Source organism: Pseudomonas californiensis, assembly GCF_021147775.1.
Classification (GTDB): domain Bacteria; phylum Pseudomonadota; class Gammaproteobacteria; order Pseudomonadales; family Pseudomonadaceae; genus Aquipseudomonas; species Aquipseudomonas californiensis.
In genome coordinates this window covers 27,667-51,194 of record NZ_JAGTPK010000027.1, presented here as the reverse complement: position 1 = coordinate 51,194, position 23,528 = coordinate 27,667, and the positions used below count along the sequence as shown (strand labels likewise).

Sequence of the window (23,528 nt, the reverse complement as noted above, 5' to 3'; positions counted from 1 at the left end):
AATCCGGCGCAGTGGCGTGATGCAGGTCAGCCATGCACGGCCCTGTACAGCGTCTTCACCAGGTCGGACTGGGTAATGATGCCCACCAGGCGTTGATGTTCGTTGATGATCGGAATGTGTCGATGGCCGTTCTCGGAAAACACCGGGACCAGATCGATCAGCAACCGGTCATAACTGGCGACACGCACCGTGCGGGTCATGATTGTGCCCACGTTGCGTGCCTGCTCTTTTGGCCGCACGAGTGCGCGCAAGCGCCACGCCATGGTTTCGTGCACTTCCAGATCAATCTGGTCCATAAAGTCTGCGACAGTGATGATGCCCAACAGATGATGCCTGTCGTCCACCACTGGCAGGGCCTTGATTTTGTGTTTGCGCATCAGCTCCCACGCGTCTTTCAGCGATGTTTCCACACGTGCAGTTTTGGGGTCGTGGGTCATGACGTCGGCACAGCGCACCTCGCCGATTGTGCGCTGATAGGCCAGCGCCTCCACTTGCTCAAGCAGGGTTTCCAGGTCATCCCGGCTGATGTCGAACACTTCGTTGTAGCGCGCCAGTACCGCGTCGAGATCACTGCGATGCAGGTGCGTCTCGGCTTCCCGTTTTATCGGACCTTGCACTGGTGCGCGGTTCAGATGCGGCCAGGGGCGCCGGGTGAGGTTGTTGTAGAGCAGCCCGGCAGCGACCAACAGGACCGAATCGAGCAGTACCGGCGACAAGGCGAATCCAAAGCGATCACAGCCCATCAGTACCATGAGCAATGCCGAGGCACCGCCTGGCGGATGAAGGCAGCGCATCGCCAGCATCACGGCAATCGACAAGCCCACGGCCAATCCGGCAGCGACCGACGCGTCCGGTATCCATTTCACACAGGCTATGCCGACCAGTGCTGACAGCGTATTGCCGCCCACCACCGACCAGGGCTGCGCCAAGGGACTGGACGGCACAGCAAAGATCAATACCGCACTGGCGCCCAGCGGCGCAACCAGCGCCAACGCCAGCAAGGTGTGCTGATGAGCCAGCGAGCCTTCTATCCAGCCAGCGGCTAGCACTGATACCAACAGAATGCCCAGTGCCGCGCCGATGCTGGCGCGCAGTTTCTCTCGATGGTTGATAGGTTGCTGCGCAGGCCACAGCGCGCGCAGAAATGCCCGCAGTCGATTGACGCGTGAGGTTCTGGACGGTTTCTGGTGGTCAGCAGAATTGGACATATTCAGTCATTGGGCAGAGAAGGGCGGTGCAGGCGAAGTCTTCTTTGGACGGACCAGTGCCTGCGCGAAGCAGGCCATGGTAACTCAGCACTTGATGGGCATAAACGAACTGCACATCACCTCATCGAATCGACACGATGCGCGGGTCAAGGCATGCGAGCTTCATCCATTCATGAATCGAATGGCTCCCATCATACTTATTCGCTTTTGCGGATTTGGTATCGACGTGCAGAATACTGTCAGGACGGCTGCAAGCCAGAGCCATAACGGGAGCAAGCGTGGTGTCGAGTACGGATAAAGGCTCAGTCGAGCTGAGTGTTGATGAGGTGTGGCAGGGTTTCAAGCAACTGCTGCCGATTTCCTTGTTCGTGGTGGTGTTCGGCGGTGCGTTCGGTCTTGCCGCCACCCAGACCGGTCTTGACGGCACATCGGCCCTGCTCATGAGCGTTCTGGTATTTGCCGGTGCGTCGCAGTTTGCAGTGCTCGATCTGTGGGGCGCACAGGTTCCGCTGGTCCCGTTGATCATCACTGTCTTTGCCATCAATGCCCGACACCTGTTGATGGGCGCGACCTTGTACCCGTGGTTGCGCGAGCTGCCACGTGCCAAACGCTATGGCGTGATGCTGGTGGTGTCGGACGCCAACTGGGCGATGTCGATGCAGGCGCTCAACAACGGCAAGCCGGGTATGGGACTGATATTGGGCGGTGGCATTGCCCTGTGGGCGGCCTGGGGTTTGGGCAGTTGGTTGGGCTTGTATTTTGGCAGCGCTATTCAGGACCCGGTGAGCTTCGGTCTGGACATGGTGATGGGCTGCTTTCTGCTGGCGATGGTGGTCGGCGGGCAGAAGAATCTACGAATGCTGGTCATCTGGGCGGTGGCGGCCGGCTCGGCGCTGCTTGCGTACTGGTACCTGCCCGAAAACAGTCATGTGGTCGTCGGCGCCCTGGCCGGTGGTTTACTGGGTGCGGTGTGGATGGAGAAAAAGAAATGAACATCGACAGCGCAGGCTACGGCACGTTTCTCATCATCCTGATCATGGCGGTGGTCACGCTGGCCACCCGGTGGGGCGGTGTCTTTATCATGTCCTTCGTCCCTATCAACTATCGCGTACAGCAGTTCATCAGTGCGATGTCCGGTTCGGTGCTCGTCGCTGTTCTCACACCGCTGGCAATCACCGGAGACATCGGCGCACGGATGGCTTTGCTGACCACTGCCGTGATGATGCTGCTGCTGAAAAAACCGCTGCCGGCCATTGCTGCGGGAATCGCCATGGCCGCTGTTTTCAGGCATCTCTGAACGTTGCGCAATGACTCGGTTGCATTCACTGACCAGTCGATCGCGCTGCATCTTTTTCGGCGGCGCGATTCTGGCGGCCGCAGGCAGGCCGCTTAACGGCGAGGTTGCTGTACGGATTGATTCAAGGCGAAACCCTCGAGCACCTTCTGAAACTCGATCAGTGTCTGTGAAATGAATTTGTCGCGATGATGCACGGTATAGAGCTGTCGCCTATGGGGTGGGATATCGTGCTTGAGGACGGTCAGATGGCCTTGGGCAATAAGATCGCCAACCACCCAGTAAGACAGGCAACTGATGCCGACACCCGCAGCAACCATGCGTTTGATGGCTTCTGAGCTGCCGACCTGACGTGTGTTCCCCCACCGCCCGAGATGTGGCAGCAGCAGTCGGAGGACTTCCTCGGCCGTCCCGGAGCCGCTCTCGCGAATCAGCCAGGGCGCGTCGCGCAGTTCGTCGAGCGTGACGCTGTCTTTGCAGGCCAGCGGATCAGCGGCACCGGCAACGATTACCAGTTCATCCTCGAACCATGGTCGTACGGTCAGGTCAGGCAAGTGGCAGGGGCCTTCGATGAGGCCGATGTCGATGGAAAGCTGCGCGGCTTGACGGGCAATATCGGCGCTGTTGCCCATGGATACGTCGATCTGTACACCTGGTGCCTGTCTGCTCAGCAGCTCGACCAGCAGCGGCATGATGTAGTTGCCGATTGTAGTGCTGCACCCCACCCGTAAACGCCTGAGAGTATCGGTGCGTTGAAATCCTTGTTCTATCTGCGCGGCGGCTTCCAGAAGCCGAATTGCCTGAGGCAGAAGCGTCCGACCGTTATCGTTTATGACCAGACGTTTCCCAACTCGATCAAACAGCCTGACGTCCAGCGCAGCTTCAAGTTCCTGAAGGGCTGCACTGGTTGCCGACTGTGACAACGCCAGCGCCACACTCGCGCTCGTTGTCGAACCGTGTTGGGCGATGGCCCTGAAGATATCCAACTGACGAAGCGTAAGTCTCATCGGTTTACCTATGAAATGGCTAAGTCATAGCGAAACTACCCGTTTTAATCGTTAGTTTCACCTCGTTATTCTTCAGTCATTCGATAGGCATCAAGGGCAGGAAACGCCATGCGCGACGCACGTTGTGTCAGATTCCCGGGGCGCGGCCAACCGCTTGCGGCGCTCAGTGACCCCAAAGAAGCGATCCGGCAGTTCACCCCCAATTGGTTCGCTGCGACGATGGGCACCGGCATTCTGGCTTTGGCGCTGGGTCAGTTGCCGGGCGACATAGCTGTTTTGAAACAACTTGGCCATGCGCTCTGGCTCTTCAACTGCGCGCTGTTCACGGTGTTCTCTGCCATGTACGCCGCCCGCTGGATTATGTTTTTCAACGAAGCGAAGCAGATTTTCGGCCACTCTACGGTGTCGATGTTTTTCGGCACGATCCCGATGGGGCTTGCCACGATCATCAATGGGCTGGTGCAGTACGGTTTACCGTCGTGGGGAGAGTCCGTCATCGGTTGGGCGCATGCGCTGTGGTGGGTGGACGTGGCGATGGCGCTAGCCTGCGGCGTGCTCATTCCGTTCATGATGTTTACCCGCCAGCAACACAGCATCGATCAGATGACGGCGGTCTGGCTATTGCCGGTAGTGGCCGCTGAAGTGGCTGCCGTCAGTGGAGGCGTCATTGCTCCGCATCTGAGCGACGCCGGTGAGCAATTCAATATGCTGATCACCAGTTACGTGCTGTGGGCCTATTCGGTGCCTGTTGCGTTCAGCATTCTGGTGATTCTGATACTGCGCCTGGCGCTGCATAAACTGCCCCACGAAAACATGGCCGCATCCAGTTGGTTGTCGCTGGGCCCCATTGGCACTGGCGCGTTGGGCATGCTGGTACTGGGCTCTGATGCTCCTGCGATCTTTGCCAGCCATGGTCTGGCCAGCGTCGGCGAAGTCGCAGCCGGCATTGGACTGATCGCCGGGATTCTGTTCTGGGGGCTGGGCTTGTGGTGGATGCTGTTGGCTGTCTTGATCACTGCGCGCTATTTCAGGACCGGCATTCCGTTCAATCTGGGCTGGTGGGCCTTTACCTTTCCTTTGGGTGTTTACGCCGTGACCACGCTCAAACTGGGCGCCATGCTGCAATTGTCCTTCTTTGACGGGCTGGGCAGTGTTCTCGTCGTTGTACTGGCCGCCATGTGGCTGGTGGTCGCCGCCAGAACCGCAGCGGGCGCTTATCGAGGCAATCTGTTTGTATCGCCTTGTATTGCGTCGCTGAGCGCCGCTAAAACCTGTCACTGATCAGGGCATTCAGCGTTCACATGCGTCGACTCCTGGCTGGCAGCTGGCGCAAGGCCTGGTTTGCATTGAATTAACAGGCCGTGGTTTGAGTCTTTGAAAGTAGCGTGCGTTGCAGCCTGCGGCGCTACGCTTGCAGACTCAGATGTACCGTACCGTTGTCAGGTGCGGACTTTTACCAAGGACTGACGATGACCTTCTTTATTTTCCTCATAGCCTGTGCGGCAGCGGCCAGTACCGGCATCATTTTCAAACCCGGCCAGTGGTACGAGTCGCTTGCCAAGCCAGGCTTCACGCCACCCAATTGGTTGTTTCCTGTCGCCTGGACAGTTATCTACTTGCTGCTCGCCTGGGCCGGTTACCGCTTGAGCCAGATGCCGGGCAGTCAGGAAGTGCTGGCGTTGTGGGCTGCGCAGATTGCGCTGAACACCCTGTGGACACCGGTATTTTTTGGCGCACACAAGGTTCTCGCCGGCATGGTAATCATCACCGTGCTCTGGCTGGTTGTGGCTGCCATGGTCGTTCTGGCGCTGCGCCTGGATGTCATCACCGGGCTGATCCTGTTGCCGTATCTGCTGTGGCTTTGCGTGGCTGGTGCGTTGAATTTCTCTATCTTGCGCAACAATCGGCAGGCCTGAGGCGCTGAGGGGTGAGCTGAGTCAGGTGTGCCACGGAATTCGGCTACTATGGCCGATGCTGGACGCCCAGCCCAGCCCAGCCCAGCCCTGACCGCCATCGCCAGCCAATGATCCCTTGAGACTCATGCCCACATGACCGACGATCCCCACACGCTGTGGATGCGCTTCCAGACCCCCAACTCTGACATCGCGTCTCGGGAGCGTGCGCCGATGCTTGCGCAGGAGAAGGCCTGGGCGCAGGAGCGTGCGTTGGGTCATGGTTTCAATTGGCTCTTCGTGCTGATGCCGCCGCTGGTGTTCGGCCCGCTCTTGCCGGGCCTCGCGTTTCTCGTTTCACTTCTGCTCTACCAAGGGCTGATCGATCACGAGCTGAACATTGACCGCGTTATTGGCGCCTCGTTTGGCTGGCTGGTTTTGGCGACGCTGTTATTCACGGCGGCCTGGGCATTGCGCAATTACTGGCGGGATACCCGCGATCCCACCAAAGCCTACTGGCAGCGCATGCCTGAGCAGGGGCAGGTCGAGCTTGAGCGTCACATTCTGCTGTCCGTCGTCAGTCTGTGGGCGTCGGTTTTTGACCCGGACGTCAACACCATCATGCATTGGCGCGACGGCCAGTTGCGCGCTGTGCAGAGCAGCGGGGTTTCGCAATGGATACTGGCCTTGACCGCTGCGGGCCACTGGTTGGTGTTCAAAGAGGAATACCCCGGCAGCTTCACCTATGGGCGGGTCGGGCGCATGCCCCCGCTCGACAGGCAGCTGCAACCTTTGCGTGAACTGGCTGTTGCCTTTGCCCCTGGCACTCAGCTCTCGCTGGGGCTGCGTTTCGAGGGGGAGTGCGTGCCTACAACGCACACTGCCTATTGGATGGACGCTAACGAACTCAAGCGTCTGGGCGAAGTGGCGCATCATTGGTGCTTTTTCCCTCCGGACCGTTACGGCGTGATCAACCCGCAGGATGCCGAATGGGTCCGGTGCCTCGCGAACAAGGCCCAGGCCAGCGAGGGCTCGCAAACGGAGTCATGAGACACCGCCCTTGCTCAGCACGGCCATGTGAAACCCTAATAAGCTTCATGGTAATTTCGGCCTCCTGCCTTCTGACTTAATCGCCAAGGACGCGCTATTTATGGACAACACGTATTCCCGTATCAACGAGCTTCTGGACAACCGCCGATTCACGGTAGCGGACAACGCCCAAGGGCTTTCCGGCAAAGGCACGGTCTTTCATTACAACGTTGAAGGCGATGCGATTTCCGGCACGTATCAGGGCGGGCGGATCCGCATCGGTCAACAGGTTGGGCGCGTGACCGGGCCCGAGACCATCGAGTTGTTTTATCACTGCCTGACCACTGAGGGCGAGATGCTCGCAGGCTGGTCTCGTGGCACGGTAGGCGTTGATCACGCAGGACGCACGACGCTGGCCTTCGTGTGGGGCTGGTTGTCAGGCGCGACCGGGGGCGGGGAGTCCAGTTACGTCGAGCTGCTGGAATAATAATCGCCACGCCAGGCAACCTTGTTCAAGCCCGGCGCGACATCAGCAACACCGACGCAGACGCTGACAGCAGCCCCGCGCAGCAGCGGTTGAAAACCTGTTTGCGGCCGGGCTCGGTGAACCAGCGCCGCATGTGCAGGCCGAGGCAGGCGTAAAGGCCGATGGCGATCCATTCGAGGATCAGAAACAGCAGCCCAAGCAACGCGAACTGGGGTGCAATCGCCAGCGTTGGATCAACAAACTGTGGCAGAAAAGCGGTGAAGATCAGGATCGCCTTGGGGTTGCCGGCAGCCACCAGAAATTCCTGTCGGGCCAGTGCCAACAGGCTGGCCTTGGCTGCGTATGCCGCGTCGTCAGGCTCAGGCTTTGCGTTCCACAGCTGGTAAGCCAGGTAGAACAGATACGCAGCGCCTGCGATCTTGATGGCGTAGAACACCCGCTCCGAGGTCTGCAGCACGATCGCAAGGCCTGCCGAGGCCAGCGCAATCATCCCCGCGAATGCCAGCAAGCGACCCATGCCCGCCAGGCATGAAGCGCGGTAGCCGTACCGTGTGGCATTGCTGATGGAGAGCAGGTTGTTGGGGCCCGGCGCCATGTTCAGCGCAAAGCAGGCGGGAAGAAACAGCAGCAGGGTCGCAAGGTTCATGAGGATATCCCGATCCATTTTGTCTGAATCCTAACGTCGAAATATCGCCTGTGTCATCGCCTTGCGGTGCATCGCTGGCAGTCGAGCAGCCAGGATAATCTCAGCCCAACGCTTGCTGCCCGGGTTCAGGCTTTGTGCTGACGTCGTGCATCGCTCAGCATGGAGATGGTCAGTTTGCGCACCTCAAGTTTGCTGATCTCGACATGAGAGCGCAGCAGCAACAGCGCTTCGTCGCGCTTGCGGGCCTGAAGGGCGTTGAGGATGGCGGCGTGTTCGAGGTAGGTGTGTTCGATGCGTGCGCTTTTGAAAAAATCCAGACGCCTGACGATACGGATCCGCTCGGTCACCTCGTGGTGCACGCGGGTCATTTGCTGATTGCCTGACGCTGCCACCAACTGCGTGTGGAACTGCTCATCAAGGTCGGCGACCACTTGCATGTCGCTGTGCCGCAAGCCGGGTTCGACCAGCCAGTGTTCGCGCAGCGCGCTCAGCTCCGGATGCACCTGCGCAGAGGCGCAAATGCGTTCTATTGCGGCACACTCAAGCACAATGCGTAAATCATACAGCTGGTCGATTCTCTCGAAGTCCAGCGGCTTGACTGACCAGCCGCGCCGAAACTCGACGTCCAGATAACCCTCGCGCTGCAGGCGATAAAGGGCATCCCTGATGGGCGTACGTGAAACCTGATAGCGGTCGGCCAATTGGGTTTCGGTAAACCGGTCATACGGCAACAGGTAGAAATCGAAGATCTCCTGTTTGAGCCGACGGTAAACGTCTTCGGCCAGGGCGTTGGTGGAATGCGGCGAATTCAAGGGGCGGGCTCCAGGCTGCTCAAGTCGATGCTGACATGCGCCGCGACGACTTTCCAGCCACCGTCGAGGCGTGCCCAGGTTTGCATCTGGCGGCCCAGCCGTTGCGTCACTCCGTCATGAAACTCGGTGCTGACGGTGGCAAAATCCTCGCCAAAGGTACTGACGATGGTGCGCAGCAATTGCCGACCCGGGCCGATAGGCTGGCAATGGCGCCGATAACGCGCGATGGCCTCTGCTCCGTGCAGGTTCTCCGCCACGCCGTAGCGCACGGCGTGCTCCGAGTTCCAGAACCAGGCATCCAGTGTCGCCAGTTCGTTGGCCAGCAGCGCGCGCTCGTAATCGACGAAGGCCTCGGTCACCGCCGCGACCACGTGGGGAAGGTTGATGTCCATCAGCGCGTACTCCTTGTGTGTATCGCCTGTTCCAGAGCGGACAACGGCGCCACGCGGCCGACGATGCCGCCCTGGGCGATGATCATATCGAGTGTGGCCTGCTTGAACGCAGGAAAGTAGCTTTGGGTGGCGTCTTCGATCAGCAGGCAACGATAGCCGCGATCATTGGCCTCGCGCAGGCTGGTCTGCACGCAGACTTCCGTGGTCACCCCAGCAACGATCAGATGAGTGATGCCGGCCCCGGTCAATCGCGCGTGCAGGCCGGTGGCGAAGAACATGCCCTTGCCCGGCTTGTCGATCACCCATTCACTGGCGAGGGGCGCGAGTGCATCGATAATCTGATTGCCCGGTTCGCCGCGCACCAGAATCCGCCCCATGGGGCCAGGGTCGCCAATCCTCAGGCCGGGCACGCCATGTTCGAGTTTGGCGGGCGGGCAGTCGGCAAGGTCGCTGCCGTGGGATTCCCGGGTGTGGATCACCGTCATGTTCTGCGCACGTGCCAGCGCCAACAGTCGCTGAACGGTGGGCACGATCGCTTGCAGGGGCGCTACATCGTTACCCAGGCTGGCGCCAAACCCGCCGGGTTCGAGAAAATCGCGCTGCATGTCGATGATCACCAGCGCGGTGCTGGACGGCACGAAGGCAAAGCGGTCGGGACGGGCATTGACAGTGATCATGCAGGCTCCTGGTGATACTGTTCGGCGCCAGCCATGTGTCGACCCAGTTCTGTGCGGTCGGCGGCGGTGGCCGGGGTTTCGAAGACCAGCTCACCGTCGTGGATCACCGCGATGCGGTCGGCAAGGGTCAGCAGTTCGTCGAGGTCTTCACTCAGCAAGAGCACGGCAGCGCCACGGTTGCGAGCGTCGATCAGGCGTTGATGGATCAAGGCCACCGAAGCAAAGTCCAGTCCGAATACCGGGTTGGCGACTATCAGCACGGCGATGTCGTGGGTCAGTTCGCGGGCCAGAACGGCGCGTTGCACGTTGCCACCGGACAGCGTGCCAATCGGTCGACTCGGGTCATTGGGGGTCACCTGAAACTGCTCGATCAGGACGCGTGCCTGAGCCGTCACCGCACGACGGTCGATGCGCCAGCCCTGGCGACACAGCGGTGGACGGTCAAAATTTCGCAAGGCCAGGTTGTCAGCAACGCTCAGCCCGCCAATGCACGCATTGCGCAACGGCTCCTCGGGCAGGCTGAATACCTTCAAGCGCTGCATCTGTTCGCGCCGTGCATGGTACGGCTGGCCGTCGATCAGGACCTTGCCGGCGCTGAATGGACGCTGGCCCAACAGCGCTTCGGTCAACTCGCGTTGGCCGTTGCCGGAAATGCCTGCAATGACGACGATTTCGCCAGGGCGCACATTCAGGCTCAGGCCCTTTACCGCCAGCGTGCCTTTGTCGCCCGGTACATCCAGCCCTTCAATCTGCAAATGCGGCGCATGCTCTGCTGAAACCGGGCGTTCGCTGCTGAGCGTGCCGCTTTGAGCATGGCCCATCATCCATGTGGCCATTTCCTGAGTCGTGGTGTCTGCCACGGTACTGCTTGCCACCCATCGGCCTTTGCGCAGCACGGTGACGTCGTCGGCGTAGGTGCTCACCTCGCGAAATTTGTGGGTGATCATCAGCACGGTCAGCTCGCCGCGATGCGCCATCTGCTGCATCAACCCCAACACCTCGTCGGCTTCCTGAGGCGTCAGCACCGAGGTCGGCTCGTCGAGGATGATCAGGCGCCGCTCCAGATACAGTTGCTTGAGGATTTCCAGCTTCTGTTTTTCGCCCGCCGCCAGACTGCTGACAGGGCGTCGAATATCCAGACGAAACGGCATGCGGGCCATGAACGCCTCAAGGCGCTCATGTTCGGCGGCCCAGTTGATGCGCCACGGCAGGTCGCCGCGCGACAGCACCAGGTTTTCTGCAACGCTCAGGCCCGGAGCGACCGTGAAATGCTGGTACACCATGCCGATCTGCAACTGATGAGAGTCACGGGGGTTGCGAATGGCGTGTTCGCGGTTATCGACCAGGATGCTGCCCGACTGCAGCGGGCTGTAACCGATGATGCCTTTGACCAGCGTGCTTTTGCCGGCGCCGTTCTCGCCCAGCAACGCGTGTACTGTGCCAGCGCGCACCTTGAACGAGACCTCGTCCAGTGCGCGGAACGCGCCGAAGCTTTTGCTGGCACCGATTGTTTCCAGACTCGGGGCGCGCATGGTTACGCCTCCAGCAGGTCGCGGAGGATCGAGGAATGTCCGACTGCACCGAACACGCCGCCCTGCATCTTGATCATGCTCAGCGCCGCGGCATGGTTGGCCGGGTCGGTGGCACCGCAGCAGTCTTCGAGCAGCAGGCATTCAAAGCCGCGATCATTGGCGTCGCGCATCGTGGTGTGCACGCACACGTCGGTGGTAATGCCGGTGAGGATCAGGTTTTCGATACCTCGCGTGCGCAGCACCAGCTCCAGATCGGTGGCGTAGAACGAGCCTTTGCCTGGCTTGTCGATGATGATTTCGCCCGGCAAGGGCGCCAGCTCATCAATGATTTCCCAACCCGGTTCGCCGCGCACCAGAATCTTGCCGCACGGGCCTGGATCACCGATCCCTGCGCCGATGCGTTGGGAGCGCCAGCGTTTGTTGGCGGGCAGGTCGCTGAGGTCCGGACGATGGCCTTCGCGGGTATGAATGATGGTGAAACCCAGCGGACGCATCAGTGCGAGCAGGTCTTTCAGCGGCTCGATGGGTGCCCGTGTCAGCGCCAGGTCATAGCCCATGCTGTCGACGTAGCCGCCGACGCCGCAGAAATCGGTCTGCATATCGATCACGATCAGCGCGGTGTTGTGCGCGTGCAACTGGCCATTCCACGGCCAGGGGTAGGGCGCCGATGCGACGTAGCGTTGGCTCATGGCGTCATTCCTTCCAGGTGGTCGGGGTGGGCGTGAAAACGCGCTCGGGTGCATCGAAACCGCAGGCACTGCCATCGGTGTGCACCACCTCGTTTTCCCACGGCAGACGGTACTGACCTGCCGTCGGGTCGTGCATGTAGGTGTAGGGGCAATCCTGCGCGCCGCCTTTGACGGCGACATAGCCGCGGTGGCCGAACTGATAGGGGTTGTTCTCCACGCCCCAGTGCAGGCGCGCTTCGCGGACCAGGTCCGGACGCAGTTCGCAGCAGACGATTTCATCGGCGCGACCCCCGCCCTCAGCCATCACGGTGCCGTCGAAGTCGACGAACATGGCTTCGCCCATCGAATCGAACGTGCCGTCGGAGCCGCACATGCAAACGCTGGCGGTCTGCATCAGGTTGGTAAAGGCGTTGCTCTGGTTGGTGATCTTCCATGAGTGCCGAATCGGCGCGGTATAGCCTGCTGTGCGCAACATGATGTCGGCACCTTTGTAGGCGCACTCGCGGGCCATTTCCGGAAACATGCCGTCATGGCAGATGATCAGCGCCAGCGTGCTGCCGCGTGGGCCTTCGCACACCGGAATGCCCAGGTCACCCGGCTCCCAGGGCTCGACAGGCACCCACGGGTGCAGCTTGCGGTAGTAAAGACGGATCTCGCCGAGGTCATCGACGATCAGGCCGCTATTGAACGGGTTGCCGTGTGCGTTGGCTTCCATGATCGAAAAGCAGCCCCAGATGCGGTGGTCGCGGCAGGCCTGGCGCAACGCGGCGACTTCCGGACCGTCCAGGCTGCACATGATCTCTGGCGCGGTGCTCATCGACAGACCATGCAGCGAATATTCCGGAAAGACAATCAGGTCCATGCCGGGGTTGCTGCGCCGCGCCTTTGCCACCATCGACACGACTTTTTGCGTCTGCGCCCACAAGGCTTCGCGGGTATGCGGATCGGGCAGCGCCAGTTGCGCCAGACCGATCACCACGCCGTTGGGCGACTTGTTCAAACCACCAAGACCACTGGCCATGTCATGCCTCCTTCAAGAATGAGTTCAACGGGTCAGGCTCAATTCGCCGGGAGCACCGTTCAAGGTGCGGCCGCGTCGGCAAGTGGCGTACATCACCACCAGCGTCAATGCATAAGGCGCTGCCGCAAACAGGTAATAACCGCTGCTGATCCCCACGGCCTGCAGCGCCGGGCCGATGGCACCGGCGGCGCCGAACAGCAGGGACGCCCACAGGCATGACAGCGGTCGCCAGCGTGCGAAAATCACCAGCGCCACCGCCATCAGGCCCTGACCGCTGGACAGCCCTTCGTTCCAGCTGCCGGGGTAGTAAAGCGACAGGTAAGCGCCGCCGATGCCGGCCAGCGCGCCGCCGACTGCCGTGGCAATGATCCGCACCTTGATCGGTCGGTAGCTCAGGGCCTGCGCGGTTTCGGCATGGTCGCCCACCAAACGCAGCATCAGGCCCCAGCGCGTACTGCGCAGGCCCCAGTGCAGCGCCCACGCCAACGCTACGCCGATGAAAAACAGCACATTGATATTCAGCGCCGAACGCACGCGTTCTTCGCTGCTCCAGGCGCCCAGTGCGAGAGACGGCAGCATCGGTGCCTGCGGCTGGATGAACGCCTTGCCGAGAAAGAACGCCAGGCCGGTGCCCAACAGAATCAGTGCAATGCCGAAGGCAATGTCGTTGACCCTCGGCAGCGAGCAGGCGATACCGTGCAACAGGCCCAGCAGCAGACCGACGCCTGCGGCAGACAGTACCCCAAGCCAGGCTGAACCACTGAGGCATGCCACGGCATAGCCGGACATCGCGCCTGCGACCAGAATGCCTTCCAGACCCAGATTGATGCGGCCGCTTTTTTCCGTCAGGCATTCGCCCAGGCTGACGAACAGAAAGGGGGTGCCGACCCGAATCGAGCCCGCCAACAGGGCCAGCAGAAAGGTGCCGATGTCGATGTCAGCCATGCTGCAGCGCTCCTGTATCAGCGCTCACACGCGGTTGCGCGAGCCTGGTCCGATACGCCGCAAGACGTCCGTTCATGGCTTCCCAGAGCAAAAGGTTGGTGAACAGCAGCCCTTCGAGGATCAGTGTGGTCGCATCCGGCAAGCCCAGACGCCGTTGCAGCAGCCCGCCGCTGGCTTCCAGACCACCGAGCAGAATGGCGCAGAAAATGATCGCAATGGGATGGTGCCGTGCAGCGAAGGCGACCAGAATTCCGCTGGTGCCGTAGCCTGCAATCAGTGCGGCGTTGGCACTGCCTTGCACCGCCGTGACTTCGAACATACCAGCCAGCCCCGCCGCAGCGCCGCCCAGCAGGCAGCTCAGCAAAATCAGTCGGTCCACCGGCAGGCCGATCATCAATGCGGTGCGGACATTGCCGCCGACCACCGCCAGAGCAAAGCCTTTGACGCTGTGACGAACCAGCACGTAAGCGAGCACGCAGGCGACAACGCCTGCCACCAGGCCCCAATGCACCTCGAGGCTGTCGCTGATGGTGCCCACCAGATAGGCATCATCCAGGGGTGGAGTAGAGGGTTTGTTCAGGCTCGCCGGATCGCGCAGCGGCCCCTCCACCAACTGCCGGAACAGCGCGAGGGCGATATAGGACAGCAACAGGCTGCTGATGGTCTCATTGACGCCCCGACGCTGGCGCATCAGCCCGCTGAGTCCGATCCACAGCGCACCGACCAGCATCGCCGCTATCGCCATGCAGCCGAGCATCAGCCAAGGCGCTACAGGCGGCAACCACAGTGGCGTCACCGCAGCCGCCAGACCGCCCAGCACCAGCGCGCCTTCGCCGCCGATGACGATCAGTCCGGCCCGTGCCGGCAGCGCCACGCACAGTGCCGTGAGCATCAACGGCGCCGCACGTTGCAAGGTGTTTTCCAGCGCGAACCATGAACCGAATGCGCCTTCGCCCACCAACTGTAAAGCCTGCCAGGCGGGCTTGCCCTGTACCGCCAGGAACAACAGAAACAACACACAGGAAGACAGCACCGCCAACAGCGTCGGCAGTCCGGGCAACAACCCACAGATCAGGCGGCGTATCGCGTAAGGGGTGTTCATGCGGGCTCCTCAGATCTGACCCAAGACACCGTCGACGAGGTAGTTCATGCTTTCCAGCGCGATGTCGGTCTGGTTCTGGGAGACACCGTCGGCGATCACCACGGCGCCTTTGTTGTTCTTGAGCGGGCCTTTGAAAATGACAAAACTGCCCGCCATCATCTGCGCCTTGATCGCGTCGGCCTGTTGTTTGGCCGCAGCGCTCACGGCCGGGCCGTAGGCGGAGGTCTTGACGAAACCTTCCTTGAGGCCGCCGCGCAGGAAATTGATCATTGGCGCGCCGCTCTGGATGGCTGCGACGTGCGCTCGGTAAGGCGTTTCCCAGTTCCACTCGGCCCCGGTCAGGTAGCCTTTGGGCGCCAATGCCGCCTGGCTGGCATGGTAGCCGCAGGTCATGGCGCCACGTTTTTCAGCGGTTTCGACGATGACCTTTGGCCCGTCAACGTGGCAAGTGAGCACGTCGCAGCCCTGGTCGATCAGGCTGTTGGCGGCTTCGGCCTCCTTGACGGGCAGCGACCAGTCACCGGTGAAAATCACTGTAGTGACGATACTGGGGTCTACCGAGCGCGCGCCCAGAGCAAAGGCATTCAGGTTGCGCAGCACCTGGGGCACCGGCTTGGCTGCGACGAAACCCAGCTTCTTCGACTTGCTCATGTGCCCGGCGACCACACCGTTCAGGTATTGGGCTTCGTCGATGTAACCGAAAAAGCTGCCGGCGTTGACCGGATCACGATCCTTCTGCCACAGCCCGCCGCAATGCGCGAAACGCACGTCAGGGTATTTTTTGGCGACCTTGACCACATGCGGGTCGAAGTAGCCGAACGAGGTCGGGAAGATCAGCGTCGCGCCGTCCTGTCGAATCATGGCCTCCATGGTTTTCTGCACGGCCACGGTTTCCGGCACATTCTCTTCTTCGATCACTTTGACGTTAGGCAGCGTTTTGATGATGGCGGCGGCCTGCGCATGGGCCTGGTTATAGCCGAAGTCATCCCGCGCGCCGACATAGATGAAGCCGACTACCAGCGGTGCGTCAGCCGCGTAGGCACGGCTGAACGGCAGCGCCGCGCTGAGGCCGATAATGCCCGCCAACTTGATGAAACTGCGACGATCAACATTCGACATTGCTGCTACCCCTGATCAATGACTTCTGGACGATGTGGTGTGCACGGCGCGGCGGGCAGACCCGCTGTTGGAATCGGTGATGCCGGCAGTGTTCATTCATGTATACAAGATGATTTGTGCGACAGCACATTCCGTGCCGAAGACGTAAGAGAGCCGTTCCAGAGGCTCTGCGCGGGATTTTTTGTGCAGGTCTGTGGACTTTTGCGCGCCGTCGCTGCGCATGACAATGGGGTCTTGCACGAGGGGGGTGCGAATTGCCGCATCGGAGGCAATCAATGAAGGATCTTCATGGTTTCGCCTTGGCGACAACGCTAGACTCTCGCGCTTGCCAGCGCTTCGTCACCCATTCGGGCACGGCCACGGTTGTATGGGGATTCAAAATGGCAGATGCCCGCGCGACGTTTACCGAAGGTTCGGTAGTGCGCCATGTGCTGGTCATGAGCAGTACCAGTGCATTGAGCCTTCTGGCGGTTTTTCTGGTGGACATCCTGACGCTGGTCTATGTCTCCATGCTCCACACGCCTCTGCTGCTGGCGGCAGTTGGTATCGCCAAAGTCCTGATCTTTTTCAACGGTGCAGTGGGCTCAGGTTTCATCATTGCCGGCGCGACGGTGCTCTCGCAGCGCATGGGTAAGCGGGCCAGCGCAGTCACCGCGCATTTGACGACCCACCTGATGCTGATGGTGATGATTGCGTGCGGCGTGACGGCGGCCCTGCAACTGGCGATGGTGGTGCAGATAACCGAATGGTTGGGTGCTGACGCGGCAATCTATGTTGCGGCCCATGACTTTATCTGGCTGACCTTGCCTTTTTGTGTGCTGCAATCGGCCATGCAGATGTCCGCGCAGATCCTGCGCACGGCGGGCGACAGCCGCAGGGCGTTGAGCGTGGTGCTGTCGGGTGCGGTCACCCTGGCGCTCGCCGATCCCTTGTTGATCTTTGTGTGTGATCTGGGGCTCAGGGGGGCAGGGCTGGCGTATGCCTTGTCAGCGTGCGTGTCTCTGGCTGTCGGTGTGTATGGGGTGCGCAGGCGAGTCGGGCTCGCGCTGCGGCTTCGTCCCAGGCTCTTGCGCCTGCAGACGCGACGAACACTCAAGGTGGCTCTGCCTGCGATAGTGGGCAATCTGGCGACGCCGGTCGGGCTGGCCTACTTTGTTTCTTCGGTTGCTGTTTATGGCACCTCGGCATTGGCAGCGATGGCGGTGCTGGATCGGGTGTTGCAGTTTGCCTACTGCGCGTTTTTTGCCTTGCCGACGGCCCTGGCGCCGGTGCTGGGGCAAAACATCGGTGCGCGGCTGGACGACCGGGTCCGGTCCGCTATCGTTTTTGGTCGCCGGTTGATCGTGGTCTACGGTTCAGTGATCTGGGTTTTATTGATACTGTTGGCCACCTCCATCGCTGACCTGTACGAACTGGACGGCGTGGGGCGCGAGCTTTTTCTCGACTTCTGCAGAGTTGGGGGCGGTCTGTGGGTCCTGATCGGGCTGGACTTCATGTCCATCGCCGTATTCGTGACGATGGAGCAGCCATGGCTGGTCGCAGTCTTCGCCTGGCTCAGGGCCACGCTGGGCACCGTGCCTTTTGTCATGGCGGGTGTGCACCTGCTGGGCGGCAGTGGTGCTCCGCTGGGCATGTTCGCTGGCAATGCGCTGATCGCCGTGACGTCCATTTCCATCGCCGCGTTGACCGCGAGGCGCTTTTTCGAACGCAGGGCTCGGCCGGACAGCGGCAGGACACCTTGAACCAGAGCACGGACGAGTTTATGTCGATCGACGAACAAGGGAATGAATCAGGCCAGGCAACAGGGCCCAAGCGTCGGCGGGCACCCAAGGGTGAAATGCGCAGAGCAGCCTTGCTGGACGCTGCGACGCTGGTTTTCGCGCGCGATGGCTTTTCCAACGCATCGATGAAGGACGTGGCGGTTCTGGCGGGTATCACTACCGTGGGCTTGTTGCATCACTTCCCCAACAAGGGCGCACTGCTGAGTGCGCTGCTGGAGCGCAGAGACAGCCGGGTCACGTCCAGATTCGCTGACCTGACCACCGAGATGACCCTTGATGGTTTCATCAGGTTTCTCGAGATGAGCATGGGCTTCAGCGTGGAAAATGCGGCGGAATGTCAGGCATCAATGTTGCTCAACACCGAAAGCCTTTCGCCGGCGCATCCTGCCTGGTTATGGCACAAGGAGCGGTTTCACCTGACCCATGGGCATGCGCAAGGGCATCTGAAGGCGCTGTTAGACGTAGGGGAGATCCGGGCAGACATCGACGTCAAAGCGCTGGCTCAGGAGATTTTCTCGGTCATGGACGGTTTGCAGATTCAGTGGCTGAGAAGCCCTGAGGACGTGGACGTCAAAGCCGTGTTTGGCAATTATGTGCGCCGCTTGAGGACCGATATTCAAGCTCGTCCGTGAGCTTGAAACCTTGCCTCAGTAGGTCTGTGCGGCAGTCACTTGCACCGCTTTACGCAGTGGCAGAGGTAACGGGTTGCTGTCGCGAGTCGTAAGGTGCTCGGGGAACAATGTGATCAGCGTGCGATCAAGGGGCAGGTTCTCCGAGTCAGGGCCGACCAGGATTTTGAACTTGCCAGCGTCCACATCCCAACTGTCGGTCTTGTCCACGTAGTAAGCCAGCGAGCGAGAGTCGACAGGAATGCTCACAGTCTTGCTTTCACCAGGTTGCAGATACACCTTGGTGAAGCCCTTGAGTTCTTTCTCCGGGCGATCAACCGCAGCGGCCACCGGGTGAACGTACAACTGGGCGACTTCAAAGCCCGCCTTGGTGCCGGTGTTGGTCACCGTGAACTTGACGTCGATGGTGCTGCCCGGCGCGAGCACATTGCTCGACAGTTTCAGATCGCTGTAGCCAAACGTGGTGTACGAAAGACCGAACCCGAATGGGTAAAGCGGCTTCGCATGCTTCTTGTCGTACCCACGGTAGCCCAGGTACAGGCCTTCGCTGTAGTCCATCACGGTCAACGCGTTGTTACCCAGGTACTGCTTGGGATCGGAGTAGCTCGGGTAGCTCGGGTTGTCCTCGATCTTCTTGTCGAGGGTTATCGGCAATTTGCCTGACGGATTGACCTTGCCGAAGAGAATCTCGGCAATGGCCTGACCGCCTTGTTGCCCTGGATACCAGGCGTGCAGGCTGGCCGCGACCTTGTTGGCCCAGGGCTGCATGTCCATGCCGCCACCGCTGTGCATGACCACGACGGTATTGGGGTTGGCTTTGGCTGCGTAAGTGATCATGTCCGACTGATATTCAGGCAGCTTGAAGTCGTGATCCGTTGCTTCACCTTCGTTTTCAAAGTTTTCCCCTGCGGCAATCACCACAGCGTCGTACTTGGCCAGATCGGCAGGCGGACGCAACGATGCCCAGCTCATCTGCACGCCGGTCAAGCCACCGAGCACCGGCATGAAGTTGCCTTGCAGACGGCGGTATTCCAGTTTGACATTGTAGGATTTGCCGGCCTGCAGGCGTGCCGTTTTACCCGAAGCGACCAACGCAATGACCAGGTCGGACGATTTTGGAGTGCCGTCGCTCTCCAGTATCAGCTCGTCATTGACCCAGAGCTTGAACGCGCCGTCGGCACGCACCTTGAACACCTGCTCGCCGGAAATGGTCGGTTTGATGGTGGAGGTGAATCGGGCAGAGAACGCACCCGGTGTCGGGCTGAAACCGGACACCGCCGTGACACCGTTATCTGTGACATTGGTACTGGTGGCCCAGTTCAGGTTGACCCCTGGCTCAACGCGCGTAAGGGTAGGTGAGCCAGACAACTCGGTGTTGTTGAAGTATTCAGCCTTGACGCCACTGTTGCTCACGTTGCTCTGACCGGTCGCTGGCTGATACCACACAGCGGCGCTCGGGTTCAGGCTCATCTCGTGCAGAAACTCGACGTTGGTGCTTTTCGAGGCCAGTTGCTGAAGCCCGCTCAGTTCGGTCACGTAGGTATTGGGTGGCGAATTGGCGGTACCGAATGGCGAGGTCGGCGGCTGGTAGGCCATGTCGCCGATCACAGCGATTTTTGCGTCCCGCGACAGGGGCAGCAATGGTTTGCCGTTGGCGGCGTTTTCGTTACGCAGCAGCACGATTGATTCACGGGCCATGTTCAGCGACGCGCGCATGCCGTACTCAGGGTGCTCCAGTGGCTGGGCCTTGTTGATCCTGGTGTCGAAGCCGTAGCTCACAAGGCCACGGAGGTTGCGCCGTACCTTGTCATCAATGACGTTTTGCGTCAGCTGTCCGCTCCACAGATAGGGCAGCAGCTTGGCTTCGGTGAATTGCAGGCCCGAAGGCATGTCGATGTCAGTGCCCGCCCACGCGCCCTTGAAGGCATCCTGAACGGAGTTGAAATCGCTCATCACAAAGCCCTGAAAGCCCCATTCGCCTTTCAGGACGTCGGTCAGCAGGTGATGGTTTTCACAGGCGTAATCGCCGTTGATCTTATTGTAGCCGCACATGATCGAGGCAACGTTGGCGTTCTTGACCAGCGATTCGAAGCCCGGCAGATACAGCTCGCGAAGCGTGCGTTCGTCCACGCGTATGTCGAGGTTGTGGCGGTTGGCCTCCTGTTCGTTCGCCAGGTAGTGCTTGCCCGCTGCCTGAATGCCTTGGGCCTGGATACCGTTGGCGATGGCCGGACCGAGAACCGCGCCCAAAAACGGGTCTTCACCGCTCACGTATTCAGCAGAGCGCCCACCGAAAGGCGTGCGGTACAGGTTGACGCCCGGTGACAGCATTTGCTGTCCGCCCGAGATACGGGTTTCGTAGCCGATGGCGAGCCCGAACTCCTTGGCGCGGTTGACGCTCCAGGTCGCCGCCAAAGCGGACTGAGCCGGGTACTGAGCACCGAAGGTGGCACCGTTGACGTGTACGCCCATGGATGAATCGTAGGCGACGGCGCCCTCCATGCCCCATTTGGCGAGCCTGGGGATCATGCGGCCGTCATCGACGCGGGTGAAGTTGATCTTTTCCGACGTGTTCATGTTGTCCAGCACCGCGCCGACGCGAGCTTCGACATCATTGCCGGTCATGGGCGTTGCCGCCTGAGAAAGGCCGGCCTGCGAGACGCTGATCGCCAGCAAGCTGAGTGCCATGGTGTGTTTGAACGAAGCGTGCGTACGTGTGCTCATGGCTTCTGCACCTGGGCCGGGGCGTCGTCGGTATCGACAGGCGCATCAAGCATCGCGGACGGGCCCTTTTTGGCCGGAGCTGCAATCTGAGCCGCACCGGAAATCTGATCGCGTTTTGCATCTACCTGCGTACGGACTTCCTGCCCATAGGGAGTTGCGTCGGCCGATCTGGAATCGGCTGCCAGCGTCGATACGCTGTAAGCACCCATCAATAAGGCGCAGAAAAAAGACAGCATGGGTCTGTTCATCGATTGAATCTCGATCAGGAGCGGTGTAGGAAATGAGTGCGCCCAAACAGGCAGTGGGCAAGTCAGGCTGATGCTTAAGTGTGACAAAAAGAGCGTAAGTTCAACATTGAGAAATATATTTATAAAAGACGTTGAAAATAGCGAAAACAGCGCGAAAAGCATGATGGCATAAAGGAATTTTTTATGGAGTGCTGCGAGGTTTTTGGGCGTTTTTGAGTGATAAATTGCTTTTAAATCGGAAAATAGTCGTATATATCTCAATTTATTGGAAAAATATGGCTATATATTGCATTTAACTAAACCTAATTGATGTTAGGTTTAGAATACTGTTAAGATTCACCGCCAGCGGATCCGAGGGCGCGTTAAAGGGTGTTGTGTTCTGATGTTCACATACGCAAGTTCGAAAAAATTGTTCGAGTTTAGTGTATTTGAACAGACTGTTTTATCGGCGCTTAAAAGGCGGGTTATATAGGTTTTGAGGTGGCGTCGTAGAGCGTGTTCAGAACACATGAACAGACTGATTGCCTGATGCCGGTTCTTGAAACCCATACTCTTTGATCGGGCCGAACGGACAGCTTCGCGTTTGCCGTCACGCAGGTTTACTCGGCACCGATTTGCCATGACACTGCACTGGGCAGTTGGCTGATGCAGCCGCCTGTAACGTTTCAGGTCCATGTCAACGAGGTGATTGATGTCCGCCGAGCCACTCTGTCTCGTGTTTGTTCCCGCCCTGGTCTGCGTTCTTCATGCTGCAGAAAGCAACAAGGGATCTGCTCTCACGGAGGCCGAGGTCACCGATATCCGGGATAAGGCTATCTGTATCGCCCTTACTGTCAGCGTCGCTTTTGAGATGGAGTCAAAACGCGGTTATCCAGATATCGTCGCGGAAGACTGCTGGAACGAATGGCAGAAGGTTCGAGAAACGTTGGCGTGAGTGATTTCGGCCGGGAGGTGTTGCCTGTGCCCGTGGCCATCTTCGCGCGCATCAACCCCTCAGCAGCCGGGCTCAAGGCCGGCGCACTAACCGCCGTTCACGCACACCTGTTCAAACCACGCCGCAAACGTCGGCCATCGCTCGGGTGTCGGGCCATTGTGCGACCAGTACCTGACCTCACCCGTTTGCGCCACACAGAAGTAGTCGCCGTTGTCTTCGATAAAAGGCAGCCACACCCGTGGTACGCCGGATTGATTCCATGCACTGTCAGCGATTTCAAACAGGTCGAGATGGGTTGAGCCGGGCAGAATTACGGCCGGTTCGAAGCTGGCATTCGCGACTTCACTTCCGCCCTTGAGGAACTCGACATAGGCCGAAGGGAAGGGGAAGTTGAGCTTGCGCTGGGCGTGGCTGATTTCGGCATCTGTGGGGATACGGAAAGGGTCTGTCATCATCGAGAAAAACCTCAGGACCGTTATTGGGAACTGGCGTCTTGATACTCAGGCTACACTGGCGCGACCGAGGTCGCTGGTGTGCCCGATGCCTGCCGTTTGCAACCGGCTGACCAGGTCTTCTCGCGCTGCCCGCCCGCCCGATCTGACGTATTCGAGCTCTGATGCGGTAATGAGCACGATGGGCACCAGCATGACCGGCGAGAGCGGCATGTCTTCCAGGCGAGTCGAGAAGTCCGGTGCAGGACCGCCCAGCAGCACGCCTACGCAATCATCATCAGTAACAAAGATTTGTGGCAGTTGGTCGCTCATGTGATGTGACTGACTGAACCCAGGCAGGTCCAGAGAGAGCACGCCATATTGTTCAAGCTGATGCGTGATGCCGCCAGCGTCGGCCACGGTTTTTGCGATGTGCTCGATCAGCTCGAATGCCCAGCTCTCTTTGAATGGAGCCACCTCGCCCAGACGCCCCTTGGCATGCTCGGGGATGTCGCGCGTTTCCAGAAACAGCTCCATCTCGAACCCATTGCCCGACGCATCGACATCGTCGAACGGATCAGACAGACCCTCGGTCGCGAGAATAATACTGTCGCCACGACGAACCACGCGGTAGGCCTGGCGGGTCGAAGGCCAGTGAGGGCCTCCGGTGAAGCTTGGGCTGATGAGGTACGAAAGAACGTCGCGCTCAACGGTGCCAACAGATTCCCAGTGACGGTCCAGGCATTCAGCGCTGGCCAGACGTGCCGCCTCAGCTTCTGCTGAAGGGGCGTTGTCAGCGGATGTGCTGACGTGTTCTGACTGTTCGCGTGAGTGAGCGGTTTCGCTTTCCGGTTTTTTGAACGATCCGAAGAACTTTTTTATAAAACTCATGCCGACTCCTTGTGGACAATCCGACCCGACGACCGTAA

General features: G+C 59.9%; 25 protein-coding genes. 9 read left to right on the top strand and 16 right to left on the bottom strand.

The annotated features are described in order from the left end of the window. Positions 1-26 precede the first annotated feature (26 nt). On the bottom strand, positions 27-1,208 hold the full coding sequence (locus tag KDX37_RS21675) for an HPP family protein (RefSeq protein ID WP_231655071.1): 1,182 nt from the start codon (positions 1,206-1,208) through the stop codon (positions 27-29). Between the two features lie 281 nt (positions 1,209-1,489). Between KDX37_RS21675 and KDX37_RS21670 the strand changes: the two genes are divergently transcribed. Together KDX37_RS21670 and KDX37_RS21665 are read left to right on the top strand one after the other, a co-directional pair. Then, complete coding sequence (locus tag KDX37_RS21670) at positions 1,490-2,200, top strand: AzlC family ABC transporter permease (protein ID WP_231655070.1); 711 nt, start codon at positions 1,490-1,492, stop codon at positions 2,198-2,200. After that, entirely contained in the window at positions 2,197-2,505 is a 309-nt protein-coding gene (locus tag KDX37_RS21665; RefSeq protein ID WP_231655069.1) for an AzlD family protein, read from the top strand. Before KDX37_RS21670 ends, KDX37_RS21665 begins: the two co-directional genes overlap by 4 nt. A 92-nt stretch (positions 2,506-2,597) precedes the next feature. On the opposite strand, the gene KDX37_RS21660 is transcribed toward KDX37_RS21665, so the two are convergent. Continuing rightward, on the bottom strand, positions 2,598-3,509 hold the full coding sequence (locus KDX37_RS21660) for a LysR family transcriptional regulator (protein WP_231655068.1): 912 nt from the start codon (positions 3,507-3,509) through the stop codon (positions 2,598-2,600). A 108-nt stretch (positions 3,510-3,617) separates the two neighbouring features. Between KDX37_RS21660 and KDX37_RS21655 the strand changes: the two genes are divergently transcribed. The 4 genes from KDX37_RS21655 to KDX37_RS21640 all read left to right on the top strand — a co-directional run bounded on the left by KDX37_RS21655 (position 3,618) and on the right by KDX37_RS21640 (position 6,917). Beyond that, complete coding sequence (locus tag KDX37_RS21655) at positions 3,618-4,790, top strand: TDT family transporter (protein ID WP_231655067.1); 1,173 nt, start codon at positions 3,618-3,620, stop codon at positions 4,788-4,790. A 188-nt stretch (positions 4,791-4,978) separates the two neighbouring features. After that, entirely contained in the window at positions 4,979-5,425 is a 447-nt protein-coding gene (gene tspO, locus KDX37_RS21650) for a tryptophan-rich sensory protein TspO (RefSeq protein WP_231655066.1), read from the top strand. 132 nt (positions 5,426-5,557) lie between these two features. Then, on the top strand, positions 5,558-6,451 hold the full coding sequence (locus tag KDX37_RS21645) for a hypothetical protein (RefSeq protein WP_231655065.1): 894 nt from the start codon (positions 5,558-5,560) through the stop codon (positions 6,449-6,451). A 100-nt stretch (positions 6,452-6,551) separates the two neighbouring features. Continuing rightward, entirely contained in the window at positions 6,552-6,917 is a 366-nt protein-coding gene (locus KDX37_RS21640) for a hypothetical protein (protein WP_231655064.1), read from the top strand. Between the two features lie 25 nt (positions 6,918-6,942). Here the strand turns inward: KDX37_RS21640 and KDX37_RS21635 are convergent, their stop codons facing one another. The 10 genes from KDX37_RS21635 to KDX37_RS21590 all read right to left on the bottom strand — a co-directional run bounded on the left by KDX37_RS21635 (position 6,943) and on the right by KDX37_RS21590 (position 15,852). Next, positions 6,943-7,563 (bottom strand): LysE family translocator, encoded by a 621-nt coding sequence (locus tag KDX37_RS21635; protein WP_231655063.1) that lies wholly within the window; start codon positions 7,561-7,563, stop codon positions 6,943-6,945. Between the two features lie 125 nt (positions 7,564-7,688). Beyond that, positions 7,689-8,375: a GntR family transcriptional regulator gene (locus tag KDX37_RS21630; RefSeq protein WP_231655062.1), complete on the bottom strand. Its 687-nt coding sequence runs from the start codon at positions 8,373-8,375 to the stop codon at positions 7,689-7,691. Beyond that, entirely contained in the window at positions 8,372-8,767 is a 396-nt protein-coding gene (hpxZ, locus tag KDX37_RS21625) for an oxalurate catabolism protein HpxZ (protein ID WP_231655061.1), read from the bottom strand. Before hpxZ ends, KDX37_RS21630 begins: the two co-directional genes overlap by 4 nt. Next, entirely contained in the window at positions 8,767-9,444 is a 678-nt protein-coding gene (locus tag KDX37_RS21620; protein ID WP_231655060.1) for a cysteine hydrolase family protein, read from the bottom strand. Before KDX37_RS21620 ends, hpxZ begins: the two co-directional genes overlap by 1 nt. Then, positions 9,441-10,976 (bottom strand): ABC transporter ATP-binding protein, encoded by a 1,536-nt coding sequence (locus KDX37_RS21615; RefSeq protein WP_231655059.1) that lies wholly within the window; start codon positions 10,974-10,976, stop codon positions 9,441-9,443. The genes KDX37_RS21620 and KDX37_RS21615 overlap by 4 nt, the downstream gene beginning before the upstream one ends. Positions 10,977-10,978: 2 nt before the next feature. Then, complete coding sequence (gene biuH / locus KDX37_RS21610) at positions 10,979-11,665, bottom strand: biuret amidohydrolase (protein WP_231655058.1); 687 nt, start codon at positions 11,663-11,665, stop codon at positions 10,979-10,981. 4 nt (positions 11,666-11,669) lie between these two features. Further along, positions 11,670-12,686, bottom strand: coding sequence for a formamidase (locus KDX37_RS21605; protein WP_231655057.1), 1,017 nt, complete (start codon positions 12,684-12,686; stop codon positions 11,670-11,672). A 24-nt stretch (positions 12,687-12,710) separates the two neighbouring features. Beyond that, the gene (locus tag KDX37_RS21600; protein ID WP_231655056.1) at positions 12,711-13,631 is read right to left on the bottom strand and encodes an ABC transporter permease; all 921 of its coding nucleotides are present in this window, start codon (positions 13,629-13,631) and stop codon (positions 12,711-12,713) included. After that, positions 13,624-14,733 (bottom strand): ABC transporter permease, encoded by a 1,110-nt coding sequence (locus KDX37_RS21595; RefSeq protein ID WP_231655055.1) that lies wholly within the window; start codon positions 14,731-14,733, stop codon positions 13,624-13,626. Before KDX37_RS21595 ends, KDX37_RS21600 begins: the two co-directional genes overlap by 8 nt. 9 nt (positions 14,734-14,742) lie before the next feature. Further along, positions 14,743-15,852, bottom strand: a complete 1,110-nt coding sequence (locus KDX37_RS21590) for a BMP family ABC transporter substrate-binding protein (RefSeq protein WP_231655054.1) — start codon at positions 15,850-15,852, stop codon at positions 14,743-14,745. A gap of 380 nt (positions 15,853-16,232) precedes the next feature. On the opposite strand from KDX37_RS21590, the gene KDX37_RS21585 reads away from it, so the two are divergent. Together KDX37_RS21585 and KDX37_RS21580 are read left to right on the top strand one after the other, a co-directional pair. After that, entirely contained in the window at positions 16,233-17,594 is a 1,362-nt protein-coding gene (locus tag KDX37_RS21585; protein WP_231655091.1) for an MATE family efflux transporter, read from the top strand. A 20-nt stretch (positions 17,595-17,614) separates the two neighbouring features. Continuing rightward, the gene (locus KDX37_RS21580) at positions 17,615-18,265 is read left to right on the top strand and encodes a TetR/AcrR family transcriptional regulator (RefSeq protein ID WP_231655053.1); all 651 of its coding nucleotides are present in this window, start codon (positions 17,615-17,617) and stop codon (positions 18,263-18,265) included. Positions 18,266-18,280: 15 nt separating this feature from the next. Here KDX37_RS21580 and KDX37_RS21575 read toward each other — a convergent pair whose 3' ends face one another. Together KDX37_RS21575 and KDX37_RS21570 are read right to left on the bottom strand one after the other, a co-directional pair. Continuing rightward, positions 18,281-20,986 (bottom strand): beta-glucosidase, encoded by a 2,706-nt coding sequence (locus KDX37_RS21575; protein ID WP_231655052.1) that lies wholly within the window; start codon positions 20,984-20,986, stop codon positions 18,281-18,283. Further along, positions 20,983-21,222, bottom strand: coding sequence for a hypothetical protein (locus tag KDX37_RS21570; RefSeq protein WP_231655051.1), 240 nt, complete (start codon positions 21,220-21,222; stop codon positions 20,983-20,985). Before KDX37_RS21570 ends, KDX37_RS21575 begins: the two co-directional genes overlap by 4 nt. 703 nt (positions 21,223-21,925) lie before the next feature. On the opposite strand from KDX37_RS21570, the gene KDX37_RS21565 reads away from it, so the two are divergent. Then, positions 21,926-22,168 carry a hypothetical protein gene (locus tag KDX37_RS21565; protein WP_231655050.1) on the top strand — a complete coding sequence of 81 codons (243 nt, stop codon included), beginning with the start codon at positions 21,926-21,928 and terminating at the stop codon, positions 22,166-22,168. A gap of 86 nt (positions 22,169-22,254) precedes the next feature. Here the strand turns inward: KDX37_RS21565 and KDX37_RS21560 are convergent, their stop codons facing one another. Together KDX37_RS21560 and KDX37_RS21555 are read right to left on the bottom strand one after the other, a co-directional pair. After that, positions 22,255-22,623 carry an SMI1/KNR4 family protein gene (locus tag KDX37_RS21560; RefSeq protein ID WP_231655049.1) on the bottom strand — a complete coding sequence of 123 codons (369 nt, stop codon included), beginning with the start codon at positions 22,621-22,623 and terminating at the stop codon, positions 22,255-22,257. Positions 22,624-22,668: 45 nt separating this feature from the next. Continuing rightward, positions 22,669-23,490 (bottom strand): suppressor of fused domain protein, encoded by an 822-nt coding sequence (locus KDX37_RS21555; protein ID WP_231655048.1) that lies wholly within the window; start codon positions 23,488-23,490, stop codon positions 22,669-22,671. Positions 23,491-23,528: the final 38 nt, after the last annotated feature.